The following is a 25,570-nucleotide window of genomic DNA, read 5'->3' as shown; positions in this document are numbered from 1 at the left end:
TTCCAAGTTGATTTCAATCAAGGGGCCAAGCCAGGGACAGCCCCCACAATGACCGCCAAGATCCTGTCTTCAAGCCCTGGCGCTCATGACCCGTTCCTCTGCGATGTTGCACCCATCCCGCTCCTGGCTCCCCGGGCTGTTCGTTCTCCTGCTGATGTTCGCCGGAATCGTCCAGGCCAAGGACTACGGTGACATCCCGCAACAGCGTATCCACCACGTCCTGAACCAGACCGACTCGATCTCCGAGCCCGAAGGCTCATTCAAGGTTCGCAAACTGTCCGCCGCCGGCAAGGTCGTGGGCTATGTGTTCCAGAGCCTGGATGTGGTGGACATTCCCGCTTATTCCGGCAAGCCGATCAATGTCCAGGTCATTCTCGATCCCGCTGGCGTGATCCTCGACGCCTATGTGCTGGAACACCACGAACCGATTCTGCTGATCGGCATCGCCGAAGAAAAACTCCACGCGTTCAGTGCGCGCTACAGCGGCATCAAGGTCAACCAGCGGGTGGTGGTGGGCCATTCCAGCGACCCGAATGCGGTGACTGTCGATGCGATCGCCGGCGCGACCGTGACGGCGATGGTGGTCAACGAAGTGATCATGCGCGCCGCCCACGATGTCGCGGTGTCCCTGGGCCTGGTCAAGAGTGACGCAGGCTTGGCTGTGGCGCCGGCGCGCGTGCGCGCGGATATCTACGAGCCCGCCGACTGGAAGACCCTGACCGGCAACGGCGCTATTCGTCGCCTGCACCTCACCCGCGGCCAGGTCGATGCGTCCTTCAAGGGCACTGAAGCCGAGCAGGTCGAAACCGCCAGCGGCGACCAAGTCAACGACACCTTCATCGACCTCTACACCACCCACCTCAACCCTCCCACCATTGGCCGCAACCTGCTGGGCGAGGCGCAATACCGCACGCTGATGGCCGAGCTCAAGCCGGGCGAACAGGCCATCGCAGTGATGGGCAGCGGGCGTTATTCCTTCAAGGGCTCGGGATACGTGCGTGGCGGTATTTTCGACCGGGTGCAGCTGCGCCAATCGGGCGACACCATCAGCTTTCGCGACCTGGATTTCCAGCGCCTCGATGATGTGGCCCTCGACGACATGCCGGACTTTGATGAAATGGCGATTTTCATCATCCGCGCCTCCCACCGTTTCGACCCCGGCTCGCCCTGGAACCTGGAGCTGCTGGTGCGCCGCCAGACCGGCCCGGTCAGCGGTACCTTCAGCAGCTTCGAGTTGGCCTATCAATTGCCCGAACCGTACCTGGAACGGCCATTGCCCACCGCCGAGCAACTGGCAGCCGCCGAGGAGGCCAGCCGGCCGATGTGGCTGACGCTCTGGTACCAGAAAGGTGTCGAAATCAGCGTGCTTGGCACAGCCTTGCTGGTGCTGACGGCCATCCTGTTTTTCCAGGACTCACTGGCCCGGCGGCCCAAGCTGCTGCACTGGGTTCGCCGCGGTTACCTGCTGTTCACCGTGGTGTTCCTGGGGGGCTATGGGCTGGCGCAGTTGTCGGTGGTCAATGTACTGACCTTCGTCCACGCACTGTTCGAAGGCTTTCGCTGGGAGCTGTTCCTCACCGATCCGCTGATCTTCATTCTCTGGGTGTTCACCGCCAGCAGCATCCTGTTGTGGGGACGTGGGGTGTTCTGCGGCTGGCTGTGTCCGTTCGGCGCGTTGCAGGAGTTGATCAACGAACTGGCGCGCAAGCTCAAGGTGCCCCAATACGAGCTGCCGTTCGCCGTTCACGAGCGACTGTGGGCGATCAAATACATCATTTTGCTGGTGCTATTTGGCGTCTCGCTGGAGTCGATGGCCACCGCCGAGCGACTGGCCGAAGTGGAGCCGTTCAAGACCGCCATCACCCTCAAGTTCGACCGCCAGTGGTGGTTCGTGGTCTACGCAGTGGGCCTGCTGCTGATCAACCTGTTTACCCGCAAAGTCTATTGCCGCTACGTCTGCCCGCTGGGCGCGGCCCTGGCGATGCCGACCCGGTTGCGGCTGTTCGACTGGCTCAAACGCCGCAAGGAGTGTGGCAACCCCTGCCAACTGTGCGCCAAGGAATGCGAGATCCAGGCGATTCATCCCGATGGCCGGATCAATGCCAACGAATGCCATTACTGCCTCGACTGCCAGATGACCTGGCACAACGAAAACAAATGCCCGCCGCTGATCAACAAGCGCAAGAAACGCGGCAGGGCGACCGTGACCGATGCGCAACTGATTCCCGTGGTGCAGGTGAACCCGGCGCCTTGAGGCACCCCAATGGCCTGTCCCTTGACCGTTTCATTCTTCATGGAGCACACAGCATGAGCGAAAAAAAAGACCAAACCCCTGACGCGGTAGAAGAACCCCGGGGTGTCAGCCGGCGCAGTTTTCTCGGCACCGGAGCGGTAACGGGGGCGGTGCTGGCCGGCGCGACGGCGCTGGGGGCCGGAACGTTCACCCGTGAGTCCTGGGCTGCGGCGGCCAAGGAAGCCAAGTCCAAGATCCACGTCGGCCCCGGTGAACTCGATGAGTATTACGGTTTCTGGAGTGGCGGCCATCAGGGCGAGGTGCGGGTGCTGGGCGTGCCATCGATGCGCGAGCTGATGCGCATCCCGGTGTTCAACGTCGATTCGGCCACCGGTTGGGGCCTGACCAACGAGAGCAAGCGCATCCTCGGTGACAGCGCCAAGTACCAGAATGGCGACTGCCACCACCCGCACATCTCCATGACCGACGGCAAATACGACGGCAAATACCTGTTCATCAACGACAAGGCCAACTCCCGGGTCGCGCGCATTCGCCTGGACATCATGAAGTGCGACAAGATCCTCACCGTGCCCAACGTGCAAGCCATCCACGGCTTGCGCCTGCAGAAGGTGCCCTACACCAAGTATGTGTTCGCCAACGCGGAGTTCGTGATCCCGCACCCCAATGACGGCCATACCTTCGACCTGCAAGACAAAAACAGCTTCACGATGTTCAACGCCATCGATGCCGAGAAGATGGAAATGGCCTTCCAGGTGATCGTCGACGGCAACCTGGATAACTCCGACGCCGACTACACCGGCAAGTACGCCGCCAGTACCTGCTACAACTCGGAGAAGGCCTATGACCTGGGCGGCATGATGCGCAACGAGCGCGACTGGGTGGTGGTGTTCAACATCCCGCGGATCGAGGCGGCGATCAAGGCAGGCAAGTTCATCCACCTGGACGGCTCCAAGGTGCCGGTGGTCGATGGCCGCAAGACCGATGGCAAGGACTCCGAGTTTACCCGCTACATTCCCGTGCCGAAGAACCCCCACGGGCTCAATACCTCGTCGGACGGCAAATACTTCATCGCCAATGGCAAGCTGTCGCCCACGGTCTCGATGATCGCCATCGACCGCCTGGACGATTTGTTCGCCGACCGTTTCAAGGACCCGCGCGAAGTGATCGTCGCCGAACCGGAACTGGGACTGGGGCCGTTGCACACCACCTTCGACGGGCGCGGCAACGCCTACACCACCTTGTTCATCGACAGCCAGGTGGTGAAGTGGAGCATGGACGAGGCCATTCGCGCCTACAAGGGCGAGAAGGTCAATTACATCAAGCAGAAACTCGACGTTCAGTACCAGCCCGGCCACAACCACGCGTCCCTCACCGAAACCAGCGAGGCGGACGGCAAGTGGCTGGTGGTGTTGTGCAAGTTCTCCAAGGATCGCTTCCTGCCCACCGGGCCATTGCACCCGGAGAACGATCAGTTGATCGACATTTCCGGTGAAGAAATGAAGCTGGTGCACGACGGCCCGGCCTTCGCCGAACCCCATGACTGCATTCTTGCGCGGCGCGACCAGATCAAGACCCAGAAAATCTGGAACCGCAACGATCCGTTCTTTGCCGGCACCGTGGAGTTGGCGAAGAAAGACGGCATCAACCTGGAAACCGACAACAAGGTCATCCGCGACGGCAACAAGGTCCGGGTGTACATGACCTCGATGGCGCCGGCCTATGGCCTGACGGAATTCACCGTCAAGCAGGGTAACGAGGTGACGGTGACGATCACCAACATCGACCAGATCGAGGACGTCAGCCATGGCTTTGTCATGACCAACCACGGTGTGAGCATGGAGATCAGCCCGCAACAGACCTCATCCATCACCTTCACCGCCGATAAGGCTGGCTTGCACTGGTACTACTGCAGTTGGTTCTGCCACGCCCTGCACATGGAAATGGTCGGGCGCATGTTGGTTGAAAAGGCCTGATTCGGCTCAACAAGGAGGCAGGTGCAATGACCGGGAAAAAGCCGCAACACGCCCGCCAACCGGTCATTGCGCTGCTGCTTTGCCTGTTACCGGGCGGCGCGTTCGGCGCGCCGCAGCCGATCACCGATTTGCCTCTGCAGGCCGAAGGCGACCAGCAATGGCGCCTGCCTGCGGGCCAGTACCGGGGCTCGTTCAGCATCGACCAACCCATGACCCTTACCTGTGCGCCGGATGCGATATTCCAGGGGCAGGGCGAGGGCAATGGGTTGATCATTCGCGCCCCGAACGTCCAGGTCCAGGGCTGTACCTTCCTGGACTGGGGCCACGACCTCACGGCCATGAATGCCGCCGTGTTCATCCAGCCTGGGGCAAAAGGCGCCGTGGTGCGCGGGAGCCGGATGCAGGGCCAAGGCTTCGGTATCTGGGTCGATGGCACGCGGGACGTCAGCCTGATCGACAACCGCATCCAGGGCGACCCCAGCCTGCGCTCCCAGGACCGGGGCAACGGCATCCATCTCTATGCCGTGCACGGTGCCCGGGTCATCGGCAATCAGGTGCGCGAAACCCGCGATGGCATTTACATCGATACCTCCAGCGGCAACCTGCTCCAGGGCAATGTCCTGGAAGATTTGCGCTACGGCGTGCATTACATGTTCGCCAACGATAACCGCCTGCTGGACAACGTCACCCGGCGTACCCGCACCGGTTATGCCTTGATGCAAAGCCGCCAGCTGACGGTCATCGGCAATCGCTCCGAACAGGACCAGAACTACGGGATCCTGATGAACTACATCACCTATTCCACCCTGCGTGACAACTTCGTCAGCGACGTGCGCGACGGGTCCACCGGCGACACCATGATCACCGGCGCCGAGGGCAAGGCCCTGTTCATTTACAACTCGTTGTTCAACCGCATCGAAGGCAATCATTTCGAGCGCAGCGCCGTGGGCATCCATCTGACGGCCGGCTCCGAGGACAACCGCATCGCCGGCAATGCCTTCGTCCACAACCAGCGCCAGGTCAAATACGTGGCCACGCGGTTGCAGGAGTGGTCGGCGGACGGGCGCGGCAATTACTGGAGCGACTACCTGGGTTGGGATCGCAACGGCGACGGCCTGGGCGATGTGGCCTATGAACCCAACGACAACGTGGATCGCCTGCTGTGGCTGTATCCCCAGGTGCGGCTGTTGATGAACAGTCCGGGAATCGAACTGCTGCGCTGGGTACAGCGGGCTTTCCCGGTGATGAAATCCCCCGGGGTGATGGACAGTCATCCGCTGATGGAAACCCCTGTCCAGCCCCCGCCACGCAACAGTGCCGAGGAGGACGCGTCTTGAACGTCGTCGAGATCGAAGGGGTCAGCCAGCGCTATGGTGATGTCGCCGTGCTGCGCGGGCTGGACTTGAACCTGGCCCAGGGCGAGGTGCTCGGGCTGTTCGGGCACAACGGCGCGGGCAAGACCACCACCATGAAGTTGATCCTCGGTTTGCTGCGGGCCAGCGAGGGCGAGGTTCGTGTCTTCGGTCGCGCGCCCAGCGACCCGAGCGTGCGGCAGATGCTCGGTTACCTGCCCGAGAACGTCATGTTTTACCCGCAATTGAGCGGGTTGGAAACCTTGCGCCATTTTGCCCGGCTCAAAGGTGCTGCCCCGGAGCAAGTGGCGCGTTTGCTGGAAGAGGTCGGGCTGGCGGGTGCCGCGACACGGCGCGTGAAAACGTATTCCAAGGGCATGCGCCAGCGTCTCGGTCTGGCCCAGGCGCTGCTCGGCCAACCGCGCCTGTTATTGCTGGACGAACCGACCGTGGGCCTGGACCCCATCGCCACCCAGGACCTCTATCAACTGCTCGACCGCCTGCGTTGGCAGGGCACCAGCATCATCCTCTGCTCCCACGTCTTGCCTGGCGTGGAAGCTCACATCAACCGCGCCGCGATTCTCACCCAGGGGCGTCTGTTGGCCTTGGGCAGCCTGGCCCGGCTGCGGGAGGACGCCGGGTTGCCGACGCTGATCCGTGCCTCGGGCCTGTCGCGGGCCGACTGGCTTCGCCAGCATTGGCGCAGTGAAGGGCACGCCACCCAAGGGTGGGGCGCCGAAGGGGTGCAAGTGTCCGCGCCGGACGGCAGCAAACTTAAACTGCTACGTCAGTTACTGGCCCAGGATGACCCGTCGGATGTCGAGATCAAGCCGCCGTCGCTGGAGGATTTGTACCGGCATTACATGCTCCGTGCCGCAGCCGAGGAGGCCAGCCTATGAACCCGGTCTGGAACATGGCCCGCAAGGAATTCAGCGATGGCCTGCGCAATCGCTGGTTGTTGGCGATCAGCCTGCTATTCGCGGTGCTGGCGATCGGTATCGCCTGGCTCGGCGCGGCGGCGTCCGGTCAACTGGGGTTTACCTCGGTGCCCGCCACGGTGGCGAGCCTGTCCAGCCTGGCGACGTTCCTGATGCCGCTGATTGCCTTGCTGCTGGCCTACGACGCGATTGTCGGTGAGGACGAGAACGGCACCTTGCTGCTGTTGCTGACCTACCCGTTGGGGCGCGGTCAATTGCTGCTGGGCAAGTTTGTCGGCCATGGCCTGATCCTGGCCCTGGCCACCTTCATCGGTTTTGGCTGCGCCATGCTGGCCATCGCCCTGTTGGTGGACGACGTCCAGTTGAGCCTGCTGCTCTGGGCCTTCGGTCGGTTCATGTTGTCCAGCACATTGCTGGGCTGGGTTTTCCTCGGGCTGGCCTATGTGCTGAGCAGCCTGTCGGCAGAGAAATCCACCGCCGCCGGATTGGCGCTGGGGGTGTGGTTTTTCTTCGTGCTGGTGTTCGACCTGGCGTTGCTGGCGCTGCTGGTGCTGAGCGAGGGGCGGTTCAGCCCGGAGCTGCTGCCATGGCTGCTGTTGTTCAACCCTACCGACGTCTATCGGCTGATCAACCTGTCCGGGTTCGATGCGACGTCCAGCGGCGCCGCGGTGCTGACCCTGGGCAGCGACCTGCCGGTGTCGGGGCCATGGCTCTGGTTGTGCCTGGGCCTGTGGATGGCGGTCCCGCTGTGGTTGGCCTACCGGTTGTTCAATCGCCGGTGCCCATGATTTCTAAACTTGAACAAGGGAGCATGCAACGATGAACAGGGTGTCCTTCAAGGCGGGCCGTCTCTTGGCCGGGTTACTGGTATGCCTGGCGCTGGCAGCTTGCGACAAGGCCGAGCCACCTGCGGCCAGCGAGGCGGTGCTGGCGTTCCATCCCAGTGACGAGTGCCATGTGTGCGGCATGGTCATCACTGACTTTCCCGGGCCCAAGGGCGCGGCAGTCGGGGCAGGGGGCGTGAAGAAGTTCTGCTCGCCGGCGGAGATGCTGGGCTGGTGGCTGCAACCGGAAAACCATCGGGCCGACGTCAAGCTGTATGTCCATGACATGGGCCGCAGCCATTGGGATACGCCGGATGACGCTCACCTGATCGACGCCCGCACCGCCTACTTCGTCATCGGCAGTGGGCTCAAAGGCGCCATGGGCGTGGTGCTGGCCTCGTTCTCCGATCCCCAGGCGGCACACAAACTCGCCAGCGATAGCGGCGGTCGGGTGCTGCGCCTGGAAGACATCGACCAGAAACTGCTGGGGCAGGCGAGCGCGATGTCGTCGATGAGTCACTGATATCGGACAATGTTGCTTGTATGCCGAACCGCCTTTGTGGCGAGGGAGCTTGCTCCCTCGCCACATTGCGCATCAACCTCATCCCATGGAAGCGTCCACCCACTACCCAAGTAGCATTCGTCGACTCGGCGCGGCTTCGTACACTCAGGGCTCCTATCACGCACCCGCCGGAGGCGACGATGCAGCAGGCCCAGAGCGAAGGTGTGGTGAGCGCCATGTCCCAGGCGAGCGATGTCCAGCAGGTGGCCCAGGCGCTGGCGCGGCAGTTGTTGCACCCGCACCTGGGGTTCGTGCTGTTTTTCTGTTCCGCCGAATACGACTTGCCGGCCCTGGGCCAGGCGCTGTCCCAGAGTTTCGGCGGGATTCGCCTGGTGGGCTGCACCAGCGCTGGGGAAATCACCCCCCAGGGCTACGGCCGCAACTGTGTGACGGCGGTGGGTTTCGATCACCGACACTTTTCCATTGCCGCCGAGCTGATCGGGGAAATGGAGCACTTCAGCCTGATCGACGCCCAGCAAATGGTCGAGCGCCTGGCCAGCGGTTGTCGCAGCAACGCCTTGGCGCCGATCAAGGGCCATAGTTTCGCCTTGACCCTGCTCGATGGCTTGTCCAGCCGCGAGGAAATGGTGCTGGCGGCCTTGAGCGCCGCCCTGGGGGACATCCCGCATTTCGGCGGTTCGGCCGGCGATGACAATTACCTGACCCACACCCACGTCTACTTCGAAGGCCAATTCCACAGTGGCGCGGCCGTGGTGGTGCTGATCAACACCTGGCTGGAATTCGAAGTCTTCACCACCCATCACATCCTGCCCCGCCAGGAGAAACTGGTAGTGACCGGTGCGGACAGCGCCTCGCGACGGGTCTATGAGCTCAACGCCGAACCCGCCGCCGAGGAGTATGCCCGGCACATCGGGGTACCGGTGAGCGCGCTCGACTACCGGGTGTTCGCCGCCCATCCCTTGGCCGTGCGCATCAATGACCAGTACTACGTGCGGGCGATCCAGCAGGTGCACCCGGACTTGAGCCTGAGTTTCTACTGTGCGGTGGAGAACGGCATTGTCCTCACCGCGATGACCCCCGGTCCCTTGCTGCACAACCTGCAAACGCTGTTCGACGGTTTGCAGGCGCGCCTTGGCGACTTGTTGCTGACCATCGGCTGCGATTGCTTCCTCCGGCGCCTGGAGTTGGAAGATCGGGGCGGCCTGGAGCAGATCGGCCAGTTCCTGCGGGAACAACGGGTGATGGGGTTCAACACCTATGGAGAACAGTTCAATGGCATGCACATCAACCAGACGTTCACCGGAGTTGCCATTGCCCGACATCGCGTCCCCGGCCATCGCTGACCTACAGGCTCAGCTCGCCAGCCTGCAGCACGAAAACCGCAAGTTGCGGCGCATCAACGAGGCGCTGATCGAGCGGGTGGAGTCCGGCGTCACCCGGGGCAACGACCCCTATGCGGCATTCCAACACTCGGTGGTGCTGGCCGAGCAGGTACGTGAGCGCACCGATGCCCTGAACCAGGCCATGGCCGAACTCAAGGCCGGTAATCACTTACTGGGCGAGGCGCGGCTGCGGGCGGAAACCGCCCATCGACACCTGATCGATGCCATCGAAAGCATCTCCGACGCGTTTGTGCTGTTCGACGAGCAGCAACGCATCGTCCTGTTCAACAGCCGCTTCAAGGCCTTCTGGGCCAACAGCCGGGTACGGATCATCGCCGGCATGCGTCTGTCCGAGGTCAAGCGCCTGATGACCGCCAACGGCCTGTTCAGCGAAGAACCCCGGGGCCAGGCCGACGAGCACGTGTTGTATCGTTTGCAGAACGGGCGTTGGCTGCAAGTCAGCGAGCGGCCGACCCAGGAAGGCGGGCGGGTGATCCTGTTTACCGACATCACCGACGTCAAGCTCAGCGAAACCGTGCGCCGCGAGCAGGCCATCGCGCAGAAATCCCATCTGTTGCAGCGGGCGGTGGACAACCTGTCCCAGGGCGTGGCGATGGTCAATGCCCAAGGCGTGCTGGAGCTGTGGAACCGGCGCTTCCTCGAACTCAGCGGCCTGGCGCCGGTGGCGGCCCACCGGCCGTTCAACGAAGTGATTGCCGACAGTGAGTTGCAACTGCTGACCCCGGCCAGTCGCGACAGCAACGGCCGGCTGATCCACGAATGCGAGCAGCGCCTGTCCGATGGCCGGGTGCTGGAGATTCGCACGCATCCGTTGCCCACTGGTGGCTACGTCAACACCTTCACCGACATCACCGAGCGCTACCAGCACGCCGAGGCGTTGAGCGAAAGCGAGCGCTGGATCCGCCTGATCACCGACCATGTGCCGGCGCTGATCGCTTACCTCAACGCCGACCTGGTCTACGAGTTCACCAATAAGGTCTACGAGCAATGGTATTGCTGGCCCCGTGGTGTGATGCTCGGCCAGAGCCTGCGCGAAGCCCATAGCGAGCAACATTACCAACGCCTGGAAGCCTACGTGGCCCGGGCGTTGGCGGGTGAGAGCGTGACGTTCGAATTCGCCGAGACCAACATCAACAACCAGGAGCGCTACATGCTGCGCTCCTACGTGCCGAACCGTTTGGCCAACGGCGAAGTGGTCGGGATTTTCGTGCTGATCCGCGACATCACTGAACGCCGTCGCACCGCCGAAGCCTTGCACCAGGCTTACCAGAACCTGGAACAGCGGGTCCAGGAACGCACCGCCGAACTGACCACGCTCAATGACCAGTTGCTGCGCGAAATCGACGAGCGCAGCCGGGTGGAATTGCGCCTGCGGGAGGCCAAGCGCGAGGCCGAGCAGGCCAACCTGTCCAAGACCAAATTCCTCGCGGCGGTCAGCCATGACCTGCTGCAACCGCTCAACGCTGCCCGGTTGTTCACCAGTGCCTTGCTTGAGCGCCGCGAGCCGGTCGCCAACGCGCAACTGGTGCGCAACGTCAGCAATTCGCTGGAGGACGTGGAGAACCTGTTGGGCACCCTGGTGGACATCTCCAAGCTGGACGCCGGGGTGATCAAGGCCGATGTCGCGCCGTTCGGCCTCAGTGAGTTGCTGGACAACCTGGCCGCCGAATACGCCCAGATCGCCCGCAGCGAAGGGTTGGAACTGCACTTTGTCGGCTGTTCGGTGCTGGTGCGCAGCGACATGCAACTGCTCGCGCGGATCCTGCGTAACCTGCTGAGCAATGCCATTCGCTACACCCCCAGCGGGCGAGTGGTGCTGGGCTGTCGCCGACATCGCCAGCGCGTGTCGATCCAGGTCTGGGACAGCGGCATCGGCATCGCCGAGAACCGCCTGGAGGAAATATTCCAGGAGTTCAAGCGCGGCGACGTGCAGCGCCCGAACCAGGACCGTGGGTTGGGCCTGGGCCTGGCGATTGTCGAGAAAATCGCCGGGATCCTCGGCCACCGGATCCAGGTGCGCTCCTGGCCGGGCAAGGGCTCGATGTTCGCCATCGACGTGCCGCTGAGCGCCACCGCGCCCAAGCCGTTGCCGTGCCTGGACATGAGCGAGCCAATGCTCGAACGACTGCGCGGGGCACGGGTCTGGGTGCTGGATAACGACGCGGCGATTTGCGCCGGCATGCGCACCTTGCTGGAAGGCTGGGGGTGTCGGGTGGTGACCGCGCTGTCGGAACAGGACCTGGCCCGCCAGGTGGACAACTACCACGCCGAGGCGGACCTGCTGATCGCCGACTATCACCTGGACCACGATCAGAACGGCGTCGATGCCGTGGCCCGGATCAACGCCCGCCGGGCTTCACCGATCCCGGCCATGATGATCACCGCCAACTACAGCAACGAACTCAAGCAGCAGATCCGCGAGCGCGGGCACACCCTGATGCACAAGCCGGTGCGGCCGATGAAGCTCAAGACTGCGATGAGTCATCTGCTGAATCCCCCCCGATCTTGAGCCAAACACTGTTGTGGCGAGGGACCTTGCTCCCGCTGGGCTGCGAAGCAGCCCCAAAAGCCCGGCACCTCAGTGTGTCAGGCTCATTGAGTCAGCCTGATCGGGGCTGCTGTGCAGCCCAGCGGGAGCAAGCTCCCTCGCCACAGGATTGTCGTGCCCTGATGATCAACGCCGCAAATAAGCCCCGAAATCAATATCCCCGGCACTGAGGATCGCCTGCACCCGGTTGTGCACATTGAGCTTGCGCAGGATCGCCGAGACGTGGGCCTTGACCGTGGTTTCGGCGATATCCAGGGTGTAGGCGATCTGCTTGTTCGACTCGCCCTTGGTCATGCGTTCGAGCACCAGCAGTTGCTTGCGGGTCAAGGCCTGGAGCAGTTCCGGCGGGAAGGCCGGGTTTTCGTTCAAGCGTCGGCCCACCGGGCTCTTTTGCGTGCGGATGATGTCCGGCGGCAGGTACACGTTGCCGTTGAGGATCTGCTCGATGGCATCGGTCATCTGCGAGCGTGGCGAGGATTTGGTGATGAAACCCACCGCGCCATAGGTGATGGCCTGCAACACCACTTGCTTGTCCTGCTCGGCGGAGACGATGACCACGGGAATGGTCGGGGCCTCGTTGCGCAGGTTGATCAGGCCATTGAGCCCGTGCATGCCGGGCATGTTCAGGTCCAGCAGGATCAGGTCCAGGTCGTCGTGCTCGGCGGTCAATGCCAGGGCACTGTCCAGGTCGGCGGTTTCCATGACCTCGCTGCCAGGAAAACCGTCGCTGATGACGTTGTGGATGGCTTCGCGAAACAGTGGGTGATCGTCGGCTATCAGGATTTTATACATGGCCATTCACCTCGTTATTGTCGTGTGGGGCAGGGCAGTTGCACGCATTTCTTTGCAAAATCAGGGAAAGGGTTCGGGGCGAGCCGCTTGCAGGGGCAGGTTGGCCGCCTCCCAGGCATCGAGGCCATCGCGATACCAGTACACTTGCTTATAGCCCATGGCAGCGGCGCGTTTTACCGCGTTCCAGCTCAACCAGCAATCGGCGCGGCAATAAAAGACCAGTGGTCGATCCGTCTGCCCGGCGGTGGCCTTGCGCAAGTGATAGGTGAAATAGTCTTGCCAGGCCGGCGTGAGGTCACCGTCGCCGGTATTGGCCAGCCACAGGCTGCCTGGAAGGTTGGCATGGGGTTCGTTGTCGATGAACTGCCCCTGGACCCAGGGCCGGCGGTACACGTCAATCAGCAGCGGGGGCGAGGCTTGGCCGAGCAGGCGTTGCAGGGCCTGGGTGTCGAGGGTCTGGGCGCCGTCGACGGTGACGGGCGTCGGGCTGCGGTATTGGGCGATGCGGTAGCCCTGCGCGGAAAACAGCGCGGTCTCGGCCTGGGCGACATTCAGCGCCAGGCCCAGCAAGAGGATCGCCAGCAAACGGGGCATAGGATTTATCCTTTTTGTTATGCGCCCATTACATGCCAGGGTCGAGGTCTTGTGAATGCGACCATAGACAGGAAAACCGGTACTAAAGTAGTAATTTTGGATGCCTGCAAGGATGAGGACGACAGTTAACCCTGTGGGAGCCGAGCTTGCTCGCGATGGCTGCGGCACAATCAGCATCGTTGCAAGCTGATCCACCGTCATCGCGAGCAAGCTCAGCTCCCACAAAAGCTTTCTTCCAAGAGGATCGTTATCGGCAGGATCAATTGGCCTTGCGCAACGCCGCATGCTGCGGATTGAACGTCCACACCGCCAGCAGCGCGAACACCAGGGTCAACCCCACGCACACCGCCATCGCCAGGAGGTTGAACTGCTCATACAGCGCAAAGCGCACCAATTCCACGCCATGGGTGAACGGGCTCACTGCGCAGAGCCAGTACAGCCAGGGGCTGGCTTCCTGCATTTTCCACAGTGGGTACAGCGCCGAGGACAGGAAGAACATCGGGAAGATCACAAAATTCATCACCCCGGCAAAGTTCTCCAGTTGCCGGATGGCGTTGGACAGCAACAAGCCCAGGGCGCTGAGCATCAGGGCCACCAGTAGCAAGGCTGGCAAGGCCAGCAGCAGGCCCATGGTCGGTGGCTGGATGCCGTACAGCCAGGCGATGGCGAGAAACGCATAGACCTGTAACAGCGAGATCAGCGAGGTCGCCAGCAACTTGCTCGCCAGCAGGAAAGCCCGGGGCAGGGGGCTGGTGAGCAGGACGCGCATGCTGCCCATTTCCCGGTCGTAGACCATCGACAGCGAGCCCTGCATGCCGTTGAACAACAGGATCATGCAGGCCAACCCCGGCACGATGTACACCTCGTAGGGAATGTAGGTGTCATAGGGCGCGATGATGGCGATGCCCAGTGCCGCGCGAAAGCCGGCGGCGAACACCAGCAGCCACAGCAGTGGCCGGACCAGGGCGCTGAGCAGCCGGGTGCGTTGCAGCACGAAGCGCAGCCATTCGCGCACCACGATGCCGCTGAAACAGTGCCAGTAGGCGTTCATGGCCGGACTCCCGAGGCGGTCAAATGGCTGAAGGCCGAGCCGAGGGTGCCACCGTGTTCCAGGCTCACCGCGTCGGCCTGGCCGCTGGCGACCAGCCGGCCCTGGTGCACGATCAACAGGTCGTCGCTGGGTTGCACTTCGTCCAGCAGGTGAGTGGTCCATAGCACGCTGATGCCCTGTTCGCTGCACAGTTGCCGAACGTGCAGGCCGAGGGCAAGGCGGCTGGCCGGATCGAGACCGACGCTGGGTTCGTCCAGCAATAACAGGCGCGGTTCATGGAGCAGGGCGCGGGCGATTTCCACCCGGCGTCGATGGCCGCCATTGAGGTCGCGCACCCGCTCGTGGCGGCGCTCGGTCAGGTGCTGGCGGGTCAGTTCGGCATCGATGCGGGCACTGCCTTGGCGCCGCGAAAAACCATGCAGCGCCAGGTGATAGCGCAGGTTCTGTTCGATGCTCAGGTCCAGGTCCAGGGTGCTTTGTTGGAACACCACGCCCAACTGGCGCAAGGCCGGTTGTGGCGACTTGTGCAAGGAGTGGCCGCCGACGCGGATATCACCCCGTTGCAGGTCGTACAGGCGCGTGAGCAGGGCGATCAGCGTCGACTTGCCGGCGCCGTTGGGCCCCAGCAGCGCGGCGAAACGGCCGGCGGACAGGCTGAAATTCATCTGCTTGAGGGCTTCGCGTGGGCCATAGGCAAAGCTCAGGTCGCTGACTTCCAGGGCGTTCATGGCGTGACCACCACGCCCCAAGGGTAGCGCCCGACTTTCACCGACTTCAGGACTTTGCGGCTCGCTACATCGATCACCGAGACATCGCCGCTGACGCCGTTAGTCGCCAGCAGTTGCTTCTGGTCCGGGGTGAACGCCAGTTGCCAGACGCGCCGGCCCACGAGCAGGTAATCCAGCACTTCGAAGGTCTTGGCGTCGATCACCGCCACATGGTTGGCCGGGCCCAGGGCGACGAACGCCAGCTTGCCGTCGGCGCTGAGCTTGATGCCCACCGGCTGCACCTTGTCCGGATGCACGCCCTTGATCTGGAACGTCAGGGTCTTGAGCACCTGGCGCGTGGCGACGTCGAGCACGGTCAACGTGCCGCCGATCTCCGCCGAGGCCCAGAGCTGCGTTCCGTCGCGATTGAACTCGACGAAACGTGGCCGTTGGTCCACCAGGGTGTTGTCGGCCAGGGTCTGGGTGCTGGTGTCGATCCAGTGCAGCATGTTCGTGGTTTCACTGGTGTTGACCGCCCACTTGCCGTCGGGGCTGACGGCCATGCCTTCGGGCTCGACCCCCACGCCGATCTGGGCCAGCACTTCGGAGGTCTGGGTGTCGATCACCGTGACCAGGGCATCGTCTTCGTTGGAGACATACAGCCAGCGGTCGTTGGGGTGCAGGGCGAACTGCTCCGGGTCCTTGCCGGAGGGTAGCTCCTTGATGATCTTGCGGGTGGCGACGTCCATCACCTGGACCCGGTCCGAGTCGCTGGCGCAGATGTAGAGCAAGCGATTGTCATGGGACAGCAGCAGCCCCCGGGGGCGCTGGCCCACGGGTAAGGTTTCGATGACTTCCAGGCTCTGCATGTCGATCAGGCTCAGGCTGTTGTCTTTTTCGTTGGAGACCCAGGCGATGCTGGCAGCGGCAGGACCGGCAGCCAGCAGAACAGCACCCAGGGCAAGGACTTGGCAGAGCAGGGCCGGTTTGAACAGCGGGCGGCGCATGGCGGTTTTCCTTATTGTTGTTATCGATCAGGGGTAACGGCAGCTCACTTCGGGCCGGTCATAGCCCAGGCTGTCCATCTCATTGGAGGGGTGCAGAAAACCGTCCTGGGGCGAGGTGCTGACCAGGGCACGGGGCTGGACCAGGGGAATCGGTTGGCGTAGTTGGCCATTCCACGGCCGGTAGCTGAGCTTGCGGCCCTTGAAGCCGTCCAGGGGCAATTGGTCGCTGAGGGCCAGTTGGCGGATGGCGAACGGGTCGGTCTGACGCAGTTTGCTCACCGCGCTGGCGATGCTGCGCACGGCGATCCAGGCGGCGAAGTCGCGGTCGTTCATCCAGCGTCCGGCCAGGGCTTCGAAGCGTTTTTGCAACTGCGCCGCGCCGTAGGTTTCCACGGTCTTGTGCCAGCCGGTGGGTGTCAGCCCTTGGGTGCCGGCCACCGGCCGTGGGTACCAGGTCTGGTAGGGCAGGTATTCGCCGAAGTCGCCGCGCTCGTCGGCCACCAGCACCACGTCGTATTCGGCGGTCTGGGTGAACAGTGGCATGTCGGCCTGGGCGCTGCGGCGCTGGTCATTGTCGAACTGCCAGGCCTTCTCGGCGACGATCTTCATGCCGAAGCGTTTCATGGCCCGGCGCAATGCGGCGGCATAGGCCTGGTCCTCGGGCGTCTGGCCGACGATCAGCAGGGCCCGCTGCCATTTGCGCACCACGCTGAACTGCACCAGGGCATCGGCGAGCATGGCGCGGTCGGGCAGGCTGTGCAGCACGTTGCCCAGGCAGTCGGTGGTGCGCAGGCTGTCGTCGGGGCTGCCGGCGTTGAACAGCAGGCTGTCGGGCAGGGCGGCGCTGAGATCGCGCAGGCTGGCGGCCGGTGCATTGACCACGAACAGCCGCAGTCCTTGGTCGTGTTGGGCGCGGGCAGCCTGGAGCAGGGCTTCGGGGTTGTCGACGTTGGCACTGTCCAGGCGATAGTCGTGCTTGAGGAAGCGCCCGGTGCTGTTGCTGTCGATGATCGCCAATTCAGCGCCGCGCTGCCCGGCATCGGCAGGCTCGGCAATGACATTGGATAACAGCGGGCCGGGGTCGGGGCGATAGCCCAGGTAGCCGATGCGCACTTGCAGCGGTGTGGCATCGCCCGCGTGAGCGGTCGCCGCTGCCAGCAGAAAAACCAGGGCGTAACTGACGAGCCGGCGCATGACGTCCTCCATTGCGGGTAGCGCCAGCATAGGAAGGCTATGGCCCTGGGGAAATATGCAGAAAGTACCACCGGGGCAGTACCAAGGTAGTAACTCGCCTTGGAAGCCGGGGTTTTAGGATGCAAGGCAATCGTCATTGCCCAGGAAGGGACAGACCATGCGGATTCTCAAGACCCTGCTGCTGACGTTGCTGCTGATCCTGAGCTTGATCGGGGTGGATCGTCCCAAAGCCTGGCACTCTCCAACCCCTCCTGTGGGAGCGAGCTTGCTCGCGATAGCGGTGGTTCAGTCGGCCTCGGTACTGGCTGTGCCGCCGTCATCGCGAGCAAGCTCGCTCCCGCAGGGTGGGGGTATCAATCCAGGGGTGGAACACTAGCCATGTCTGCCCTCTGGCGCATCAACCTCTGGGTGTCAGCCTTCTTCGCCCTGGTCACCCTGGCCTGTGCCGTCCTGCTGTTGCACCAGGCTATGGCCGATGTGAAGCGAGAATTGCAATCGGCCGAATCGGTGGTGCATTACCTGCGGGAAACCGCCGAGCGCGACCCGGCCAGTCTCCAGCCGCGGTTGACCGGCAGCCTGCGTCATGTGCGGGTCCGTTGGCTGGCCCCTGGGGAACGCTTCCCCGCGGATGAGGACGGGATGAAAGCCTGGCTCGGCCGGCAGCTACTGGACGACGGCCCCGCGGCCCAGGTGGTGGAGTTGCCTGACGATCGGCGGGCCTGGATTGCCGTCGATCCGCGGGACGAGATCGACGAGATTCTCGATTCGTTGGTGCAACTGTTGTACGTCTGCGCCTTGGCGCTGTCGCTCAGCCTGTTGGTGATCCGCTGGGCGGTACGCCGGGGCATGCGTTTGCTCGATGAACTGCTGCAGGCTCTGCGTCAGGTGTCTGCCGGGAACCTGCAGGTGCGCCTGGGCACTGAAGGTGTGCCGGAAGCGCAGCAACTGGCAGGGCATTTCAATCGCATGACCGCCGCCCTGGCCGCGGCCCAGGCCGATAACGCCCGGCTCACCCAGGCCTTGCTGGCCGTGCAGGAGCAGGAGCGCACCCGGCTGGCCCAGACCCTGCACGACGACCTGGGCCAATACGTGGCCGGCATTCGTGCCCGCGCCTGCCTGTTGCGCCTGGTGATGGATCAGCCGTCGGCGCTGGAGCAGACCGTCAGCCAGCTCGAAGACCATTGCGAGCATTTGCAACAGGGTTTCCGGGCGCTGGTGCATGACTTGTACCCGGTGGTGTTGCAGCACCTGCCATTGTGCGAGGCCATCGGACTGTTGGCCGGGCAATGGCAGGCCAGCCAGGGCATCGCCTGTCAGCTGCGGATCGACGAAGCCTTGCCACCCATGTCCGGATCGGACAAGACCCACCTGTATCGCCTGTTGCAGGAAGCACTCACCAACGTTGCCCGGCATGCCGGTGCCACGCAGGTAAGGATTCGCCTGCAACATCGCGCCGGGCGCCTGCGCTTGCTGGTGCGCGACAACGGCCGCGGTGCGACGCAACCACTGCGCGCCGGTGTGGGCTTGCACTCGATGTCCGAACGGGCCCGCAGCCTGGGCGGGGAGTTGCGCATCATCAGCCAGCCTGGCGCCGGTTGGGCGCTGGCCTTGAATATTGCCCTGGAGGCGTGATGAACATTTTGTTGGTGGATGACCATGCGGTGGTTCGGCAGGGCTACGCCAGCCTGCTACGGGCGCTGATGCCGGACCTGCAGGTCCGCGAAGCGGCCACTGGTGAAGAGGCGCTGAGCCAAGTACAGGAGCAGGTGCCGCACCTGGTGATCATGGACTTTGGCCTGCCCGGTATCAGTGGTCTGGAAACCACCCGCCGGCTGCGCCAGCGCCTGCCGCAATTGCGGGTGTTGTTCTTCAGCATGCACGACGAATTGCCACTGGTGCGCCAGGCATTGGACGCCGGCGCCGCGGGCTATCTGACCAAGAATTCGGCGCCCCAGGTGTTGGTGGAAGCGGTACGCCGAGTGCTGGCCGGCCATGCCTACATCGAACAGTCCCTGGCCACGCAACTGGCCTGCGCCAGCTCCCGGCAGGATGTCGACCCACGCCTGCAATGCATGACCCAGCGGGAGTTGGAGATCTTCGTCATGCTCGCCAAGGGCACTCCCGCCCGCACCATCGCCGAACAGTTGTGCATCAGTGCCAAGACTGTGTCCAACCACCTGACGTTGCTCAAGAGCAAGTTGCAGGTCAGCTCCCATGCCGAGTTGGTGCACTTGGGGATTGATATGGGGGTGGTGCGGGTGGCGGGGTGAGTCCCAGGTTCATTGTGGCGAGGGAGCTTGCTCCCGCTGGGGCGTGCGGTAGGAGCTGTCGAGCGGAGCGAGGCTGCGATCTTTCCCTAGCCACTTGAGTCCCAAGCGAAAGATCAAAAGATCGCAGGCTTCGCCAGCGCCTACAGAGCCCAGCGGGAGCAAGCTCCCTCGCCACAGGGGTTTGTGGCAATCCTTACTCATCCCAGGACGTCGGGCAGCCGGTGCAGCCTTCCATATTCGCATCCTGGAAATTTCCATAGTGCTGGCGAGAACCGCTCAGGTTGGCCTGTTCCAGGTTGCTTTCGCCGAGCTTGGCTTCCTGCAGGTTGGCGTCGTGCAGGTCGGCGCCCTTGAGGTCGGCCTTGCTCAGCCAGGCCATCTCCAGGTCAGCGGCCTGCAGGTTGGCACCCTGCAGTCGCGCGCCGGACAAGCGGGCGAACTGAAGGTAGGCGGCGGTCAGGTCGGCACGTTGGAATTGCGCGCCCTGGGCGAACAGCCCCCAGCCCTGGATCGCTTTGAGCGTGGCGCCGCTGAAGTCCGCCAGGCGCAGGTTGCTTTGTTGCAGGCTGGCGCGGGTCAGGTTGGCGCCCTGCAACTGGGCTTTCTCGAGGTTGGCCAGATCCAGTCGCGCGTGCCGCAGGTCGGCGTCACGCAGGTCGGCACCGCTGAGGTTCATCTTGCGCAGGTCCTGGTTCGCCAGTTTTGCGCCACGCAGGTTGGCGCCGGGGCATTGGCTGGCTTCGGCGATGACGCAGCCGTTGAGGGTGAGCGGGGTGTCGAGGTCGTCGGCGTTGGCAAAGGCGCCAACGAACAGAAGCAGCAATGACAAGCATCTCATGACATGAACTCGGGCAATTGTGGGGGCGAGCTGGCTCGCGATAGCGCAATATCAGTCAACATGAATGCCGGCTGAACGACCGCCATCGCGAGCAAGCTCGCTCCCACAGGGGTTGTGGTGTGTGTCAGGACCCAGGTGGGATCGGGCTACTTCTGCGCCGTCGCCTTGTCCCAACTCGGAATCTTGAACACCCAGAACGACCCACCCTGGGCCACGGGCTTGGTCAGTTCGGCCATGTCACCGCCCCACAACGGTACGGCGCCGCCGTAGCCGACGGTCACGCCGATGTACTGCTCGCCGTCCTGTTCCCAGGTGATGGGCGGGGAGACAATGCCGCTGCCGGTCTGGAACTTCCACAGCTCCTTACCGGTTTTCGCATCAAAGGCCTTGAAGAATCCGTCGCCAGTGCCGGTGAACACCAGGTTGCCCTTGGTCGCCAGCACGCCGGCCCATAGCGGCAGCGCTTCCTTGTGCTCCCACACCACCTTGCCGGTGGTGGGGTTCATCGCCCGCAGGCTGCCGACGTGATCGTCATACATGCGCTTGATACGAAAGCCCATGCCCAGGTAGGCGGAGCCTTTCTTGTAGTTCACTTCTTCGGTCCAGTATTCCTCTTTCCACTGGTTGCCGGGGACGTAGAACAGGCCGGTGTCCTGGCTGTAGGCCATGGGGTTCCAGTTCTTGCCGCCGAGGAACGGAGGCGAGACTTCCACTGGCTTGCCCTTGGTTTCGCCGGGCAGTGGCTTGGCCGGACGCTGGCCGGGATTTTCCACCGGGCGGCCGGTCTTCAGGTCGATGTGGCTGGCCCAGGTGATGTTGTCGACGAAGGGGAAGGCGTTCTGCAGCTTGCCGTTGTTGCGGTCCACCACGTAGAAGAAGCCGTTGCGGTCGGCGTGGGCGGTGGCCTTGACCACCTTGCCGTCCTTGTCCTTGTAGTCGAACAGCACCAGCTCGTTGTTGCCGGAGAAGTCCCAGGCGTCGTTGGGCGTGTGTTGGTAGAACCACTTCACCTCGCCCGTGCTGGGGTCGACACCGACCTGGCCCGAGGTGTAGAGGCTGTCGTAGTCGTGGGGGTTGCCGTCCTTGGCCGTGCGCGCCCAGGTGTTCCACGGGCCGGGGTTGCCCGCGCCGACGATGATGGTGTTGGTCTCGGCGTCGAAACTGGCGCTCTGCCAAGGTGCGCCACCGCCATGACTCCAGGCTTCGACCTTGCCGGTTTCAGTGGTCTTGTCGTCGGGCCAGGAGGGCGCCTTGACGTCGCCGGTCGGGGTGCTGTCCTTGCCGTTGAGGCGGCCCATGTGGCCTTCGACGAACGGGCGCATCCAGACTTCTTCGCCGGTTTCCGGGTCGCGGGCGAACAACTGCCCGACCACGCCGAACTCGTCGCCGGAGCTGCCGTGGATCAGCAGCACCTTGCCGCTGGTCTTGTCCTTGATCAACACCGGGGCGCCGGTCATGGTGTAGCCGCCGGCGTGGTCGCCGAACTTCTTGTTCCACACCACCTTGCCGGTGTTCTTGTCCAGGGCCACCACCCGCGCATCCAGGGTGCCGAAGTAGATCTTGTCGCCATAGATCGCCGCGCCGCGGTTGACCACATCGCAGCATGGGCGAATGTTGTCCGGCAGCCGGTGGTTGTAGGTCCACAGGCGCTTGCCGGTCCTGGCGTCGAGGGCGAATACCCGCGAGTAGGAACCGGTGACGTAGACCACGCCGTCGCTGACGATGGCCTGGGATTCCTGGCCGCGCTGCTTCTCGTCACCGAACGAGTAGGACCAGGCCGGGGTGAGCTTGAACACGTTCTTGTCGTTGACCTGGGCCAGCGGGCTCCAGCGTTGGGCGTTGGTGCCCATGCCGTACTGCAGCACGTCCTGGGTGGTCAGGTGATCGTTGGCAATGTCTTCCCAACTGACCCCTGGCGCTGCGGCGTTGGCCAAGGGGCTCAGCGACAGACTGCCGGCCAGCAGCAAGGCAACAGTCAGGGCGGAGAGGGCGGGTAGCGTTTTTATTCTCATGGTGGCAGTTCCCAGTGAAGGTTTTGGCCTGACTAGGTTGGGTCGCGCCGGTGCCTGGCCGATACGGAAAAAATCCCGCCCTTGCCGGGAAGACTTCCCGAACCGCCTGTCTTTGCGACTTGCGTCGGATGGCCTGCTACCAAGGGACTAGACCGCGACCACCAAAGCAGCATTCGGCTGGCGCCCCAGCGTTCCTAAGATGACGGCACGGCTTCTTCACAGAGGTCTTGCGTGCAATCCAGAGGGCATAACAATGACAACAAAACGCAACGCCATCATCGCTAGCGCATTGCTGATGGGGCTGATCGGCGCAGGCTCCGCGTGGGCCCACGGCAACGTAGTGCCCCAGGCAGTGGAAACCAAGGGCTTGACCCCGGTCAAGGACACCAACCTGCCGCTTGACGGCGATGGCTGGGCTTCGCAGAACCCATACCGCAGTTCTCCCGAGCGTGACAAAGCCGTGGAAATCGGCGCCTCGGCCTACAACCAGAACTGCGCCGCGTGCCATGGCCTGGAAGCCAAGTCCGGCGGGATCGCCCCGGACCTGCGCATGTTGGACGCCGCCGAAGCCGGAGACGAATGGTTCGTCGAGCGCGTGCGCCATGGCGCGGTGCGCGACGGTCGGGTCTACATGCCGAAAATGGCTGATTACCTGAGCCAGGAAGCCTTATGGGCCGTGCGCACTTATCTTGACAGCGTGCATGTCGAGGAGTGATCGCCATGCGCTGGTTCGCCTGGGTAATCTGCTGCGTGTTGCTGGGTGCCCAGGCGGTTCAAGCCCAGGTGCGCAGCTACGATCAGATGATCGCCGCCGGGGAATTGAAGGTGGCGGTCTACAAGGATTTCGCCCCCTACAGCTTCGAAGACCAGGGCCAGCCCAGGGGCGTCGACGTCGAACTGGCCCAGGCCTTGGCCAAGGCACTGGGTGTACGCCTGCAGCTGATCTGGGCGCCGCCCGGCGAGAAGCTCGATGACGATCTGCGTGATTACATCTGGCGCAGCAGCCCGCTGCATGACCGGCAGTTGGCCGACTTGATGATGCGTGTGCCGTACGATCACGACTACGTGCAAAAGCGCAACGACATCGGTGAGCTGGAGAACGCCCAGGTGGTGATGTTCGGGCCTTATCAGCAGGAGTGCTGGCAGGTGGCGTATGACCGTCGCCGGCTGGATTCGGTGGGCAGCGTCGCGGTGTTCCAGCAGCACCCTATCGGGGTGGAGGTCGACAGCGTGCCGTCGTTCTACCTGACCTCGGTATTCAACGGCATGCTCAGCGCCAAGACCCGTCATTACCCCAGCGTCGCCAAAGCCTTCGGGGCCATGCAGGCCGGGGAGGTCGACGCCGTCATGGCCATGCGCGGGGAAATCGACTGGCAAGTGCATGAAGCGGCCGATTCGCAACTGGCACTGGCGGAGAATGCCTATCCGAACATGGGCAAGCAACGCTGGGAAATCGGCATGGCGGTGCATGAAAGCAACCGTCAGTTGGCCTATGCGGTGGAAGAGGCGCTGGAAGGTTTGATCCGCGATGGCAGCGTCAAGGCTGTCTACGCCCATTACGGCCTGCGTTACGAAGTGCCCGAGATGTACCAATAGGAGCGCAGGGATGAACTGGCGAGCGTATGGCCTGCTGTTGTGGTGCCTGCCGTGGCTGGCGATGGCGGTCGAGCCAGGAAAGGATCCGGTGCCGTCGGTGATGTGGGCCTTTTATCACAAGCAATTGTTGGGGGAGGCGCCGTTCGTGTTCGACGAGCGGGTACGGTTGCTGGCACCGCCCTTTGCCGAAGACGCGCGCCAGGTGCCGCTGGAAATCGATGCCCGGGCCTTTGCCGGCGACGTCGTACGGGTGCTGGCCTGGGCCGAGCTGAACCCGTTGCCGAAAATCGTCGACTTCCACCCGGGGGAGCGGGTGCTGCCCTGGTTGTCGATCCGTATTCGTATCGAACAGGCCACGCCGTTGCGGGCCGCCGTGCAGACCCGCGATGGCCTCTGGCACGTCGGTTCGACCCTGATCGACGCGGCGGGTGGTGGCTGTACCGCGCCCAGCGTGGTGCGCACCCAGCCGGGTTGGGAAGAGCACCTGGGCGAGGTGCTGGGTGGGCGGTATCCGCGAGGGGAGTCGAGTCGCTTGCGTCTGCAAATTGCCCACCCCATGGACAACGGCCTGGTGAGCGGCATCCCGGAATTCTTCATCAACCAGGCGCAACTGTTGGACGCCGACGGCAAGCTGCTGGCGCGCCTGGAGCTGTTCCCGGCGGTCAGCGAAAACCCCAACCTGGGCTTCGATATCCAAGGCCCGGGACAAACCCGCCTGGTGCTGCGCGACAACAGCGGCAACGCGTTCGAGGCGGCCATTCCCTGACCAGAAGGAACGCGCCATGCGCTGGCTGTTACTGATCTGTCTTGGCCTGTGCCTGCCGGCATGGTCCGCCACCGATTATTCACTCAAGCCCCGGCAGATCGCCGAAGGCACCTGGCTGCTGGAAGGCAGCACCGAGAACTTTGCCAAGGCCAACGGTGGCAACATCGTCAATACCGGCTTCATTGTCACTGATGCCGGCGTGGTGGTGATCGACACCGGGCCGTCGAAGCGCTACGGCGAGGCGCTGCGCCAGGCTATCGCGGCGACCACTGACAAACCGGTGGTTCAGGTCTTGCTGACCCATCATCACCCCGATCACGTATTGGGCAACCAGGCTTTCAGCGACGTGCCCATCGGTGCCTTGGCCGGGACCACGGACTTGCTGCGGCAGCAGGGCGATGCCATGGCGGAAAACATGTACCGGCTGGTGGGCGACTGGATGCGCGGCACTGAGGTGGTGCTGCCCAGCCAAGTGTTGACGCCCGGTGTGCTCAAGGTGGGCAATCACGGGTTGCGATTGCTGCAACTGGCCGGGCATACCGGGGCCGACCTGGCAATCCTCGACGAAACCACCGGCGTATTGTTCGCCGGCGACCTGGTGTTCTACGAACGGGCCCTGACTACTCCCAACAGCCCAGGGTTGGAGGTCTGGCTCAGAGACCTGGATACCCTGCAGGCCTTGCCCTGGAAACAGATCGTGCCCGGCCATGGCCCAGTGGCGACTGACGCCCGACCCTTTGCGCAGATGCGCGATTACCTGGGCTGGCTCGACCAACTGATGCGCGACGGCGCGGCCCGGGGCGACGACATGGCCGAGATGATCCGCAGCCCCATCCCCGAGCGCTTCGCCGGGATCAGCCTGAGTCGGTATGAGTTGATTCGTAGTGTCAGCCATCTCTACCCACGTTATGAGCGGGCGGTGATGAAA

22 protein-coding genes are annotated in these 25,570 nt (G+C 63.4%); 14 read left to right on the top strand and 8 right to left on the bottom strand.

The genetic code is table 11. The features are described 5' to 3' along the window. Window positions 1-103: 103 nt before the first annotated feature. The 8 genes from nosR (at window position 104) to nahK (ending at window position 11,776) form a co-directional block, all read left to right on the top strand. Window positions 104-2,254: a transcriptional regulator NosR gene (gene nosR, locus J4E53_RS20970; RefSeq protein ID WP_103310537.1), complete on the top strand. Its 2,151-nt coding sequence runs from the start codon at window positions 104-106 to the stop codon at window positions 2,252-2,254. Window positions 2,255-2,307: 53 nt separating this feature from the next. Then, window positions 2,308-4,227 carry a TAT-dependent nitrous-oxide reductase gene (gene nosZ, locus J4E53_RS20965; protein WP_103310535.1) on the top strand — a complete coding sequence of 640 codons (1,920 nt, stop codon included), beginning with the start codon at window positions 2,308-2,310 and terminating at the stop codon, window positions 4,225-4,227. Window positions 4,228-4,253: 26 nt separating this feature from the next. After that, window positions 4,254-5,564: a nitrous oxide reductase family maturation protein NosD gene (locus J4E53_RS20960; RefSeq protein WP_103310533.1), complete on the top strand. Its 1,311-nt coding sequence runs from the start codon at window positions 4,254-4,256 to the stop codon at window positions 5,562-5,564. Then, window positions 5,561-6,478, top strand: coding sequence for an ABC transporter ATP-binding protein (locus J4E53_RS20955; protein ID WP_060742612.1), 918 nt, complete (start codon window positions 5,561-5,563; stop codon window positions 6,476-6,478). Before J4E53_RS20960 ends, J4E53_RS20955 begins: the two co-directional genes overlap by 4 nt. Then, window positions 6,475-7,305 carry an ABC transporter permease gene (locus tag J4E53_RS20950; RefSeq protein WP_103310531.1) on the top strand — a complete coding sequence of 277 codons (831 nt, stop codon included), beginning with the start codon at window positions 6,475-6,477 and terminating at the stop codon, window positions 7,303-7,305. The genes J4E53_RS20955 and J4E53_RS20950 overlap by 4 nt, the downstream gene beginning before the upstream one ends. A gap of 31 nt (window positions 7,306-7,336) precedes the next feature. Continuing rightward, window positions 7,337-7,864 (top strand): nitrous oxide reductase accessory protein NosL, encoded by a 528-nt coding sequence (locus J4E53_RS20945; protein ID WP_103310529.1) that lies wholly within the window; start codon window positions 7,337-7,339, stop codon window positions 7,862-7,864. Between the two features lie 179 nt (window positions 7,865-8,043). Continuing rightward, on the top strand, window positions 8,044-9,207 hold the full coding sequence (gene nosP, locus J4E53_RS20940) for a nitric oxide-sensing protein NosP (protein ID WP_060742609.1): 1,164 nt from the start codon (window positions 8,044-8,046) through the stop codon (window positions 9,205-9,207). After that, a complete protein-coding gene (gene nahK, locus J4E53_RS20935) occupies window positions 9,137-11,776 on the top strand; it encodes a hybrid sensor histidine kinase/response regulator NahK/ErcS' (RefSeq protein WP_103310527.1) in 2,640 nt (879 codons plus the stop codon). The genes nosP and nahK overlap by 71 nt, the downstream gene beginning before the upstream one ends. Before the next feature lie 165 nt (window positions 11,777-11,941). Here nahK and J4E53_RS20930 read toward each other — a convergent pair whose 3' ends face one another. The 6 genes from J4E53_RS20930 to J4E53_RS20905 all read right to left on the bottom strand — a co-directional run bounded on the left by J4E53_RS20930 (window position 11,942) and on the right by J4E53_RS20905 (window position 17,160). Continuing rightward, a complete protein-coding gene (locus J4E53_RS20930) occupies window positions 11,942-12,607 on the bottom strand; it encodes a response regulator transcription factor (RefSeq protein ID WP_060742607.1) in 666 nt (221 codons plus the stop codon). Window positions 12,608-12,667: 60 nt separating this feature from the next. Continuing rightward, window positions 12,668-13,201 (bottom strand): PQQ-dependent catabolism-associated CXXCW motif protein, encoded by a 534-nt coding sequence (locus tag J4E53_RS20925; protein WP_103310525.1) that lies wholly within the window; start codon window positions 13,199-13,201, stop codon window positions 12,668-12,670. A 259-nt stretch (window positions 13,202-13,460) separates the two neighbouring features. Continuing rightward, complete coding sequence (locus tag J4E53_RS20920) at window positions 13,461-14,252, bottom strand: ABC transporter permease (RefSeq protein ID WP_060742605.1); 792 nt, start codon at window positions 14,250-14,252, stop codon at window positions 13,461-13,463. After that, on the bottom strand, window positions 14,249-14,980 hold the full coding sequence (locus J4E53_RS20915) for an ABC transporter ATP-binding protein (protein WP_103310523.1): 732 nt from the start codon (window positions 14,978-14,980) through the stop codon (window positions 14,249-14,251). Before J4E53_RS20915 ends, J4E53_RS20920 begins: the two co-directional genes overlap by 4 nt. Then, window positions 14,977-15,966, bottom strand: coding sequence for a YVTN family beta-propeller repeat protein (locus J4E53_RS20910; protein ID WP_060742603.1), 990 nt, complete (start codon window positions 15,964-15,966; stop codon window positions 14,977-14,979). The genes J4E53_RS20915 and J4E53_RS20910 overlap by 4 nt, the downstream gene beginning before the upstream one ends. 27 nt (window positions 15,967-15,993) lie before the next feature. Beyond that, entirely contained in the window at window positions 15,994-17,160 is a 1,167-nt protein-coding gene (locus tag J4E53_RS20905) for an ABC transporter substrate-binding protein (protein WP_103310521.1), read from the bottom strand. 378 nt (window positions 17,161-17,538) lie between these two features. Between J4E53_RS20905 and J4E53_RS20900 the strand changes: the two genes are divergently transcribed. After that, entirely contained in the window at window positions 17,539-18,792 is a 1,254-nt protein-coding gene (locus J4E53_RS20900; protein WP_103310779.1) for a histidine kinase, read from the top strand. Then, on the top strand, window positions 18,792-19,430 hold the full coding sequence (locus tag J4E53_RS20895; protein WP_060742599.1) for a response regulator transcription factor: 639 nt from the start codon (window positions 18,792-18,794) through the stop codon (window positions 19,428-19,430). The genes J4E53_RS20900 and J4E53_RS20895 overlap by 1 nt, the downstream gene beginning before the upstream one ends. A 193-nt stretch (window positions 19,431-19,623) precedes the next feature. On the opposite strand, the gene J4E53_RS20890 is transcribed toward J4E53_RS20895, so the two are convergent. After that, window positions 19,624-20,268, bottom strand: a complete 645-nt coding sequence (locus J4E53_RS20890) for a pentapeptide repeat-containing protein (protein WP_103310778.1) — start codon at window positions 20,266-20,268, stop codon at window positions 19,624-19,626. Between the two features lie 146 nt (window positions 20,269-20,414). Next, window positions 20,415-22,280: a quinoprotein ethanol dehydrogenase gene (exaA, locus tag J4E53_RS20885; RefSeq protein WP_103310776.1), complete on the bottom strand. Its 1,866-nt coding sequence runs from the start codon at window positions 22,278-22,280 to the stop codon at window positions 20,415-20,417. Window positions 22,281-22,533: 253 nt separating this feature from the next. Between exaA and pedF the strand changes: the two genes are divergently transcribed. The 4 genes from pedF to J4E53_RS20865 form a co-directional block, all read left to right on the top strand. Beyond that, window positions 22,534-22,995: a cytochrome c-550 PedF gene (pedF, locus tag J4E53_RS20880; RefSeq protein WP_060742596.1), complete on the top strand. Its 462-nt coding sequence runs from the start codon at window positions 22,534-22,536 to the stop codon at window positions 22,993-22,995. A 5-nt stretch (window positions 22,996-23,000) separates the two neighbouring features. Then, complete coding sequence (locus tag J4E53_RS20875; protein WP_103310775.1) at window positions 23,001-23,876, top strand: ABC transporter substrate-binding protein; 876 nt, start codon at window positions 23,001-23,003, stop codon at window positions 23,874-23,876. A gap of 10 nt (window positions 23,877-23,886) precedes the next feature. Continuing rightward, entirely contained in the window at window positions 23,887-24,642 is a 756-nt protein-coding gene (locus tag J4E53_RS20870) for a quinoprotein dehydrogenase-associated SoxYZ-like carrier (RefSeq protein WP_103310773.1), read from the top strand. A gap of 16 nt (window positions 24,643-24,658) precedes the next feature. Beyond that, a partial coding sequence (locus J4E53_RS20865; RefSeq protein WP_207268180.1) for a quinoprotein relay system zinc metallohydrolase 1 occupies window positions 24,659-25,570 on the top strand: 912 nt, incomplete at its 3' end.

This window comes from Pseudomonas sp. FW305-28 (assembly GCF_017351395.1).
Taxonomy (GTDB): domain Bacteria; phylum Pseudomonadota; class Gammaproteobacteria; order Pseudomonadales; family Pseudomonadaceae; genus Aquipseudomonas; species Aquipseudomonas fluorescens_AA.
The sequence above is the reverse complement of the archived record's forward strand: the minus strand, read 5'-3'. Positions and strand labels throughout refer to the sequence as shown.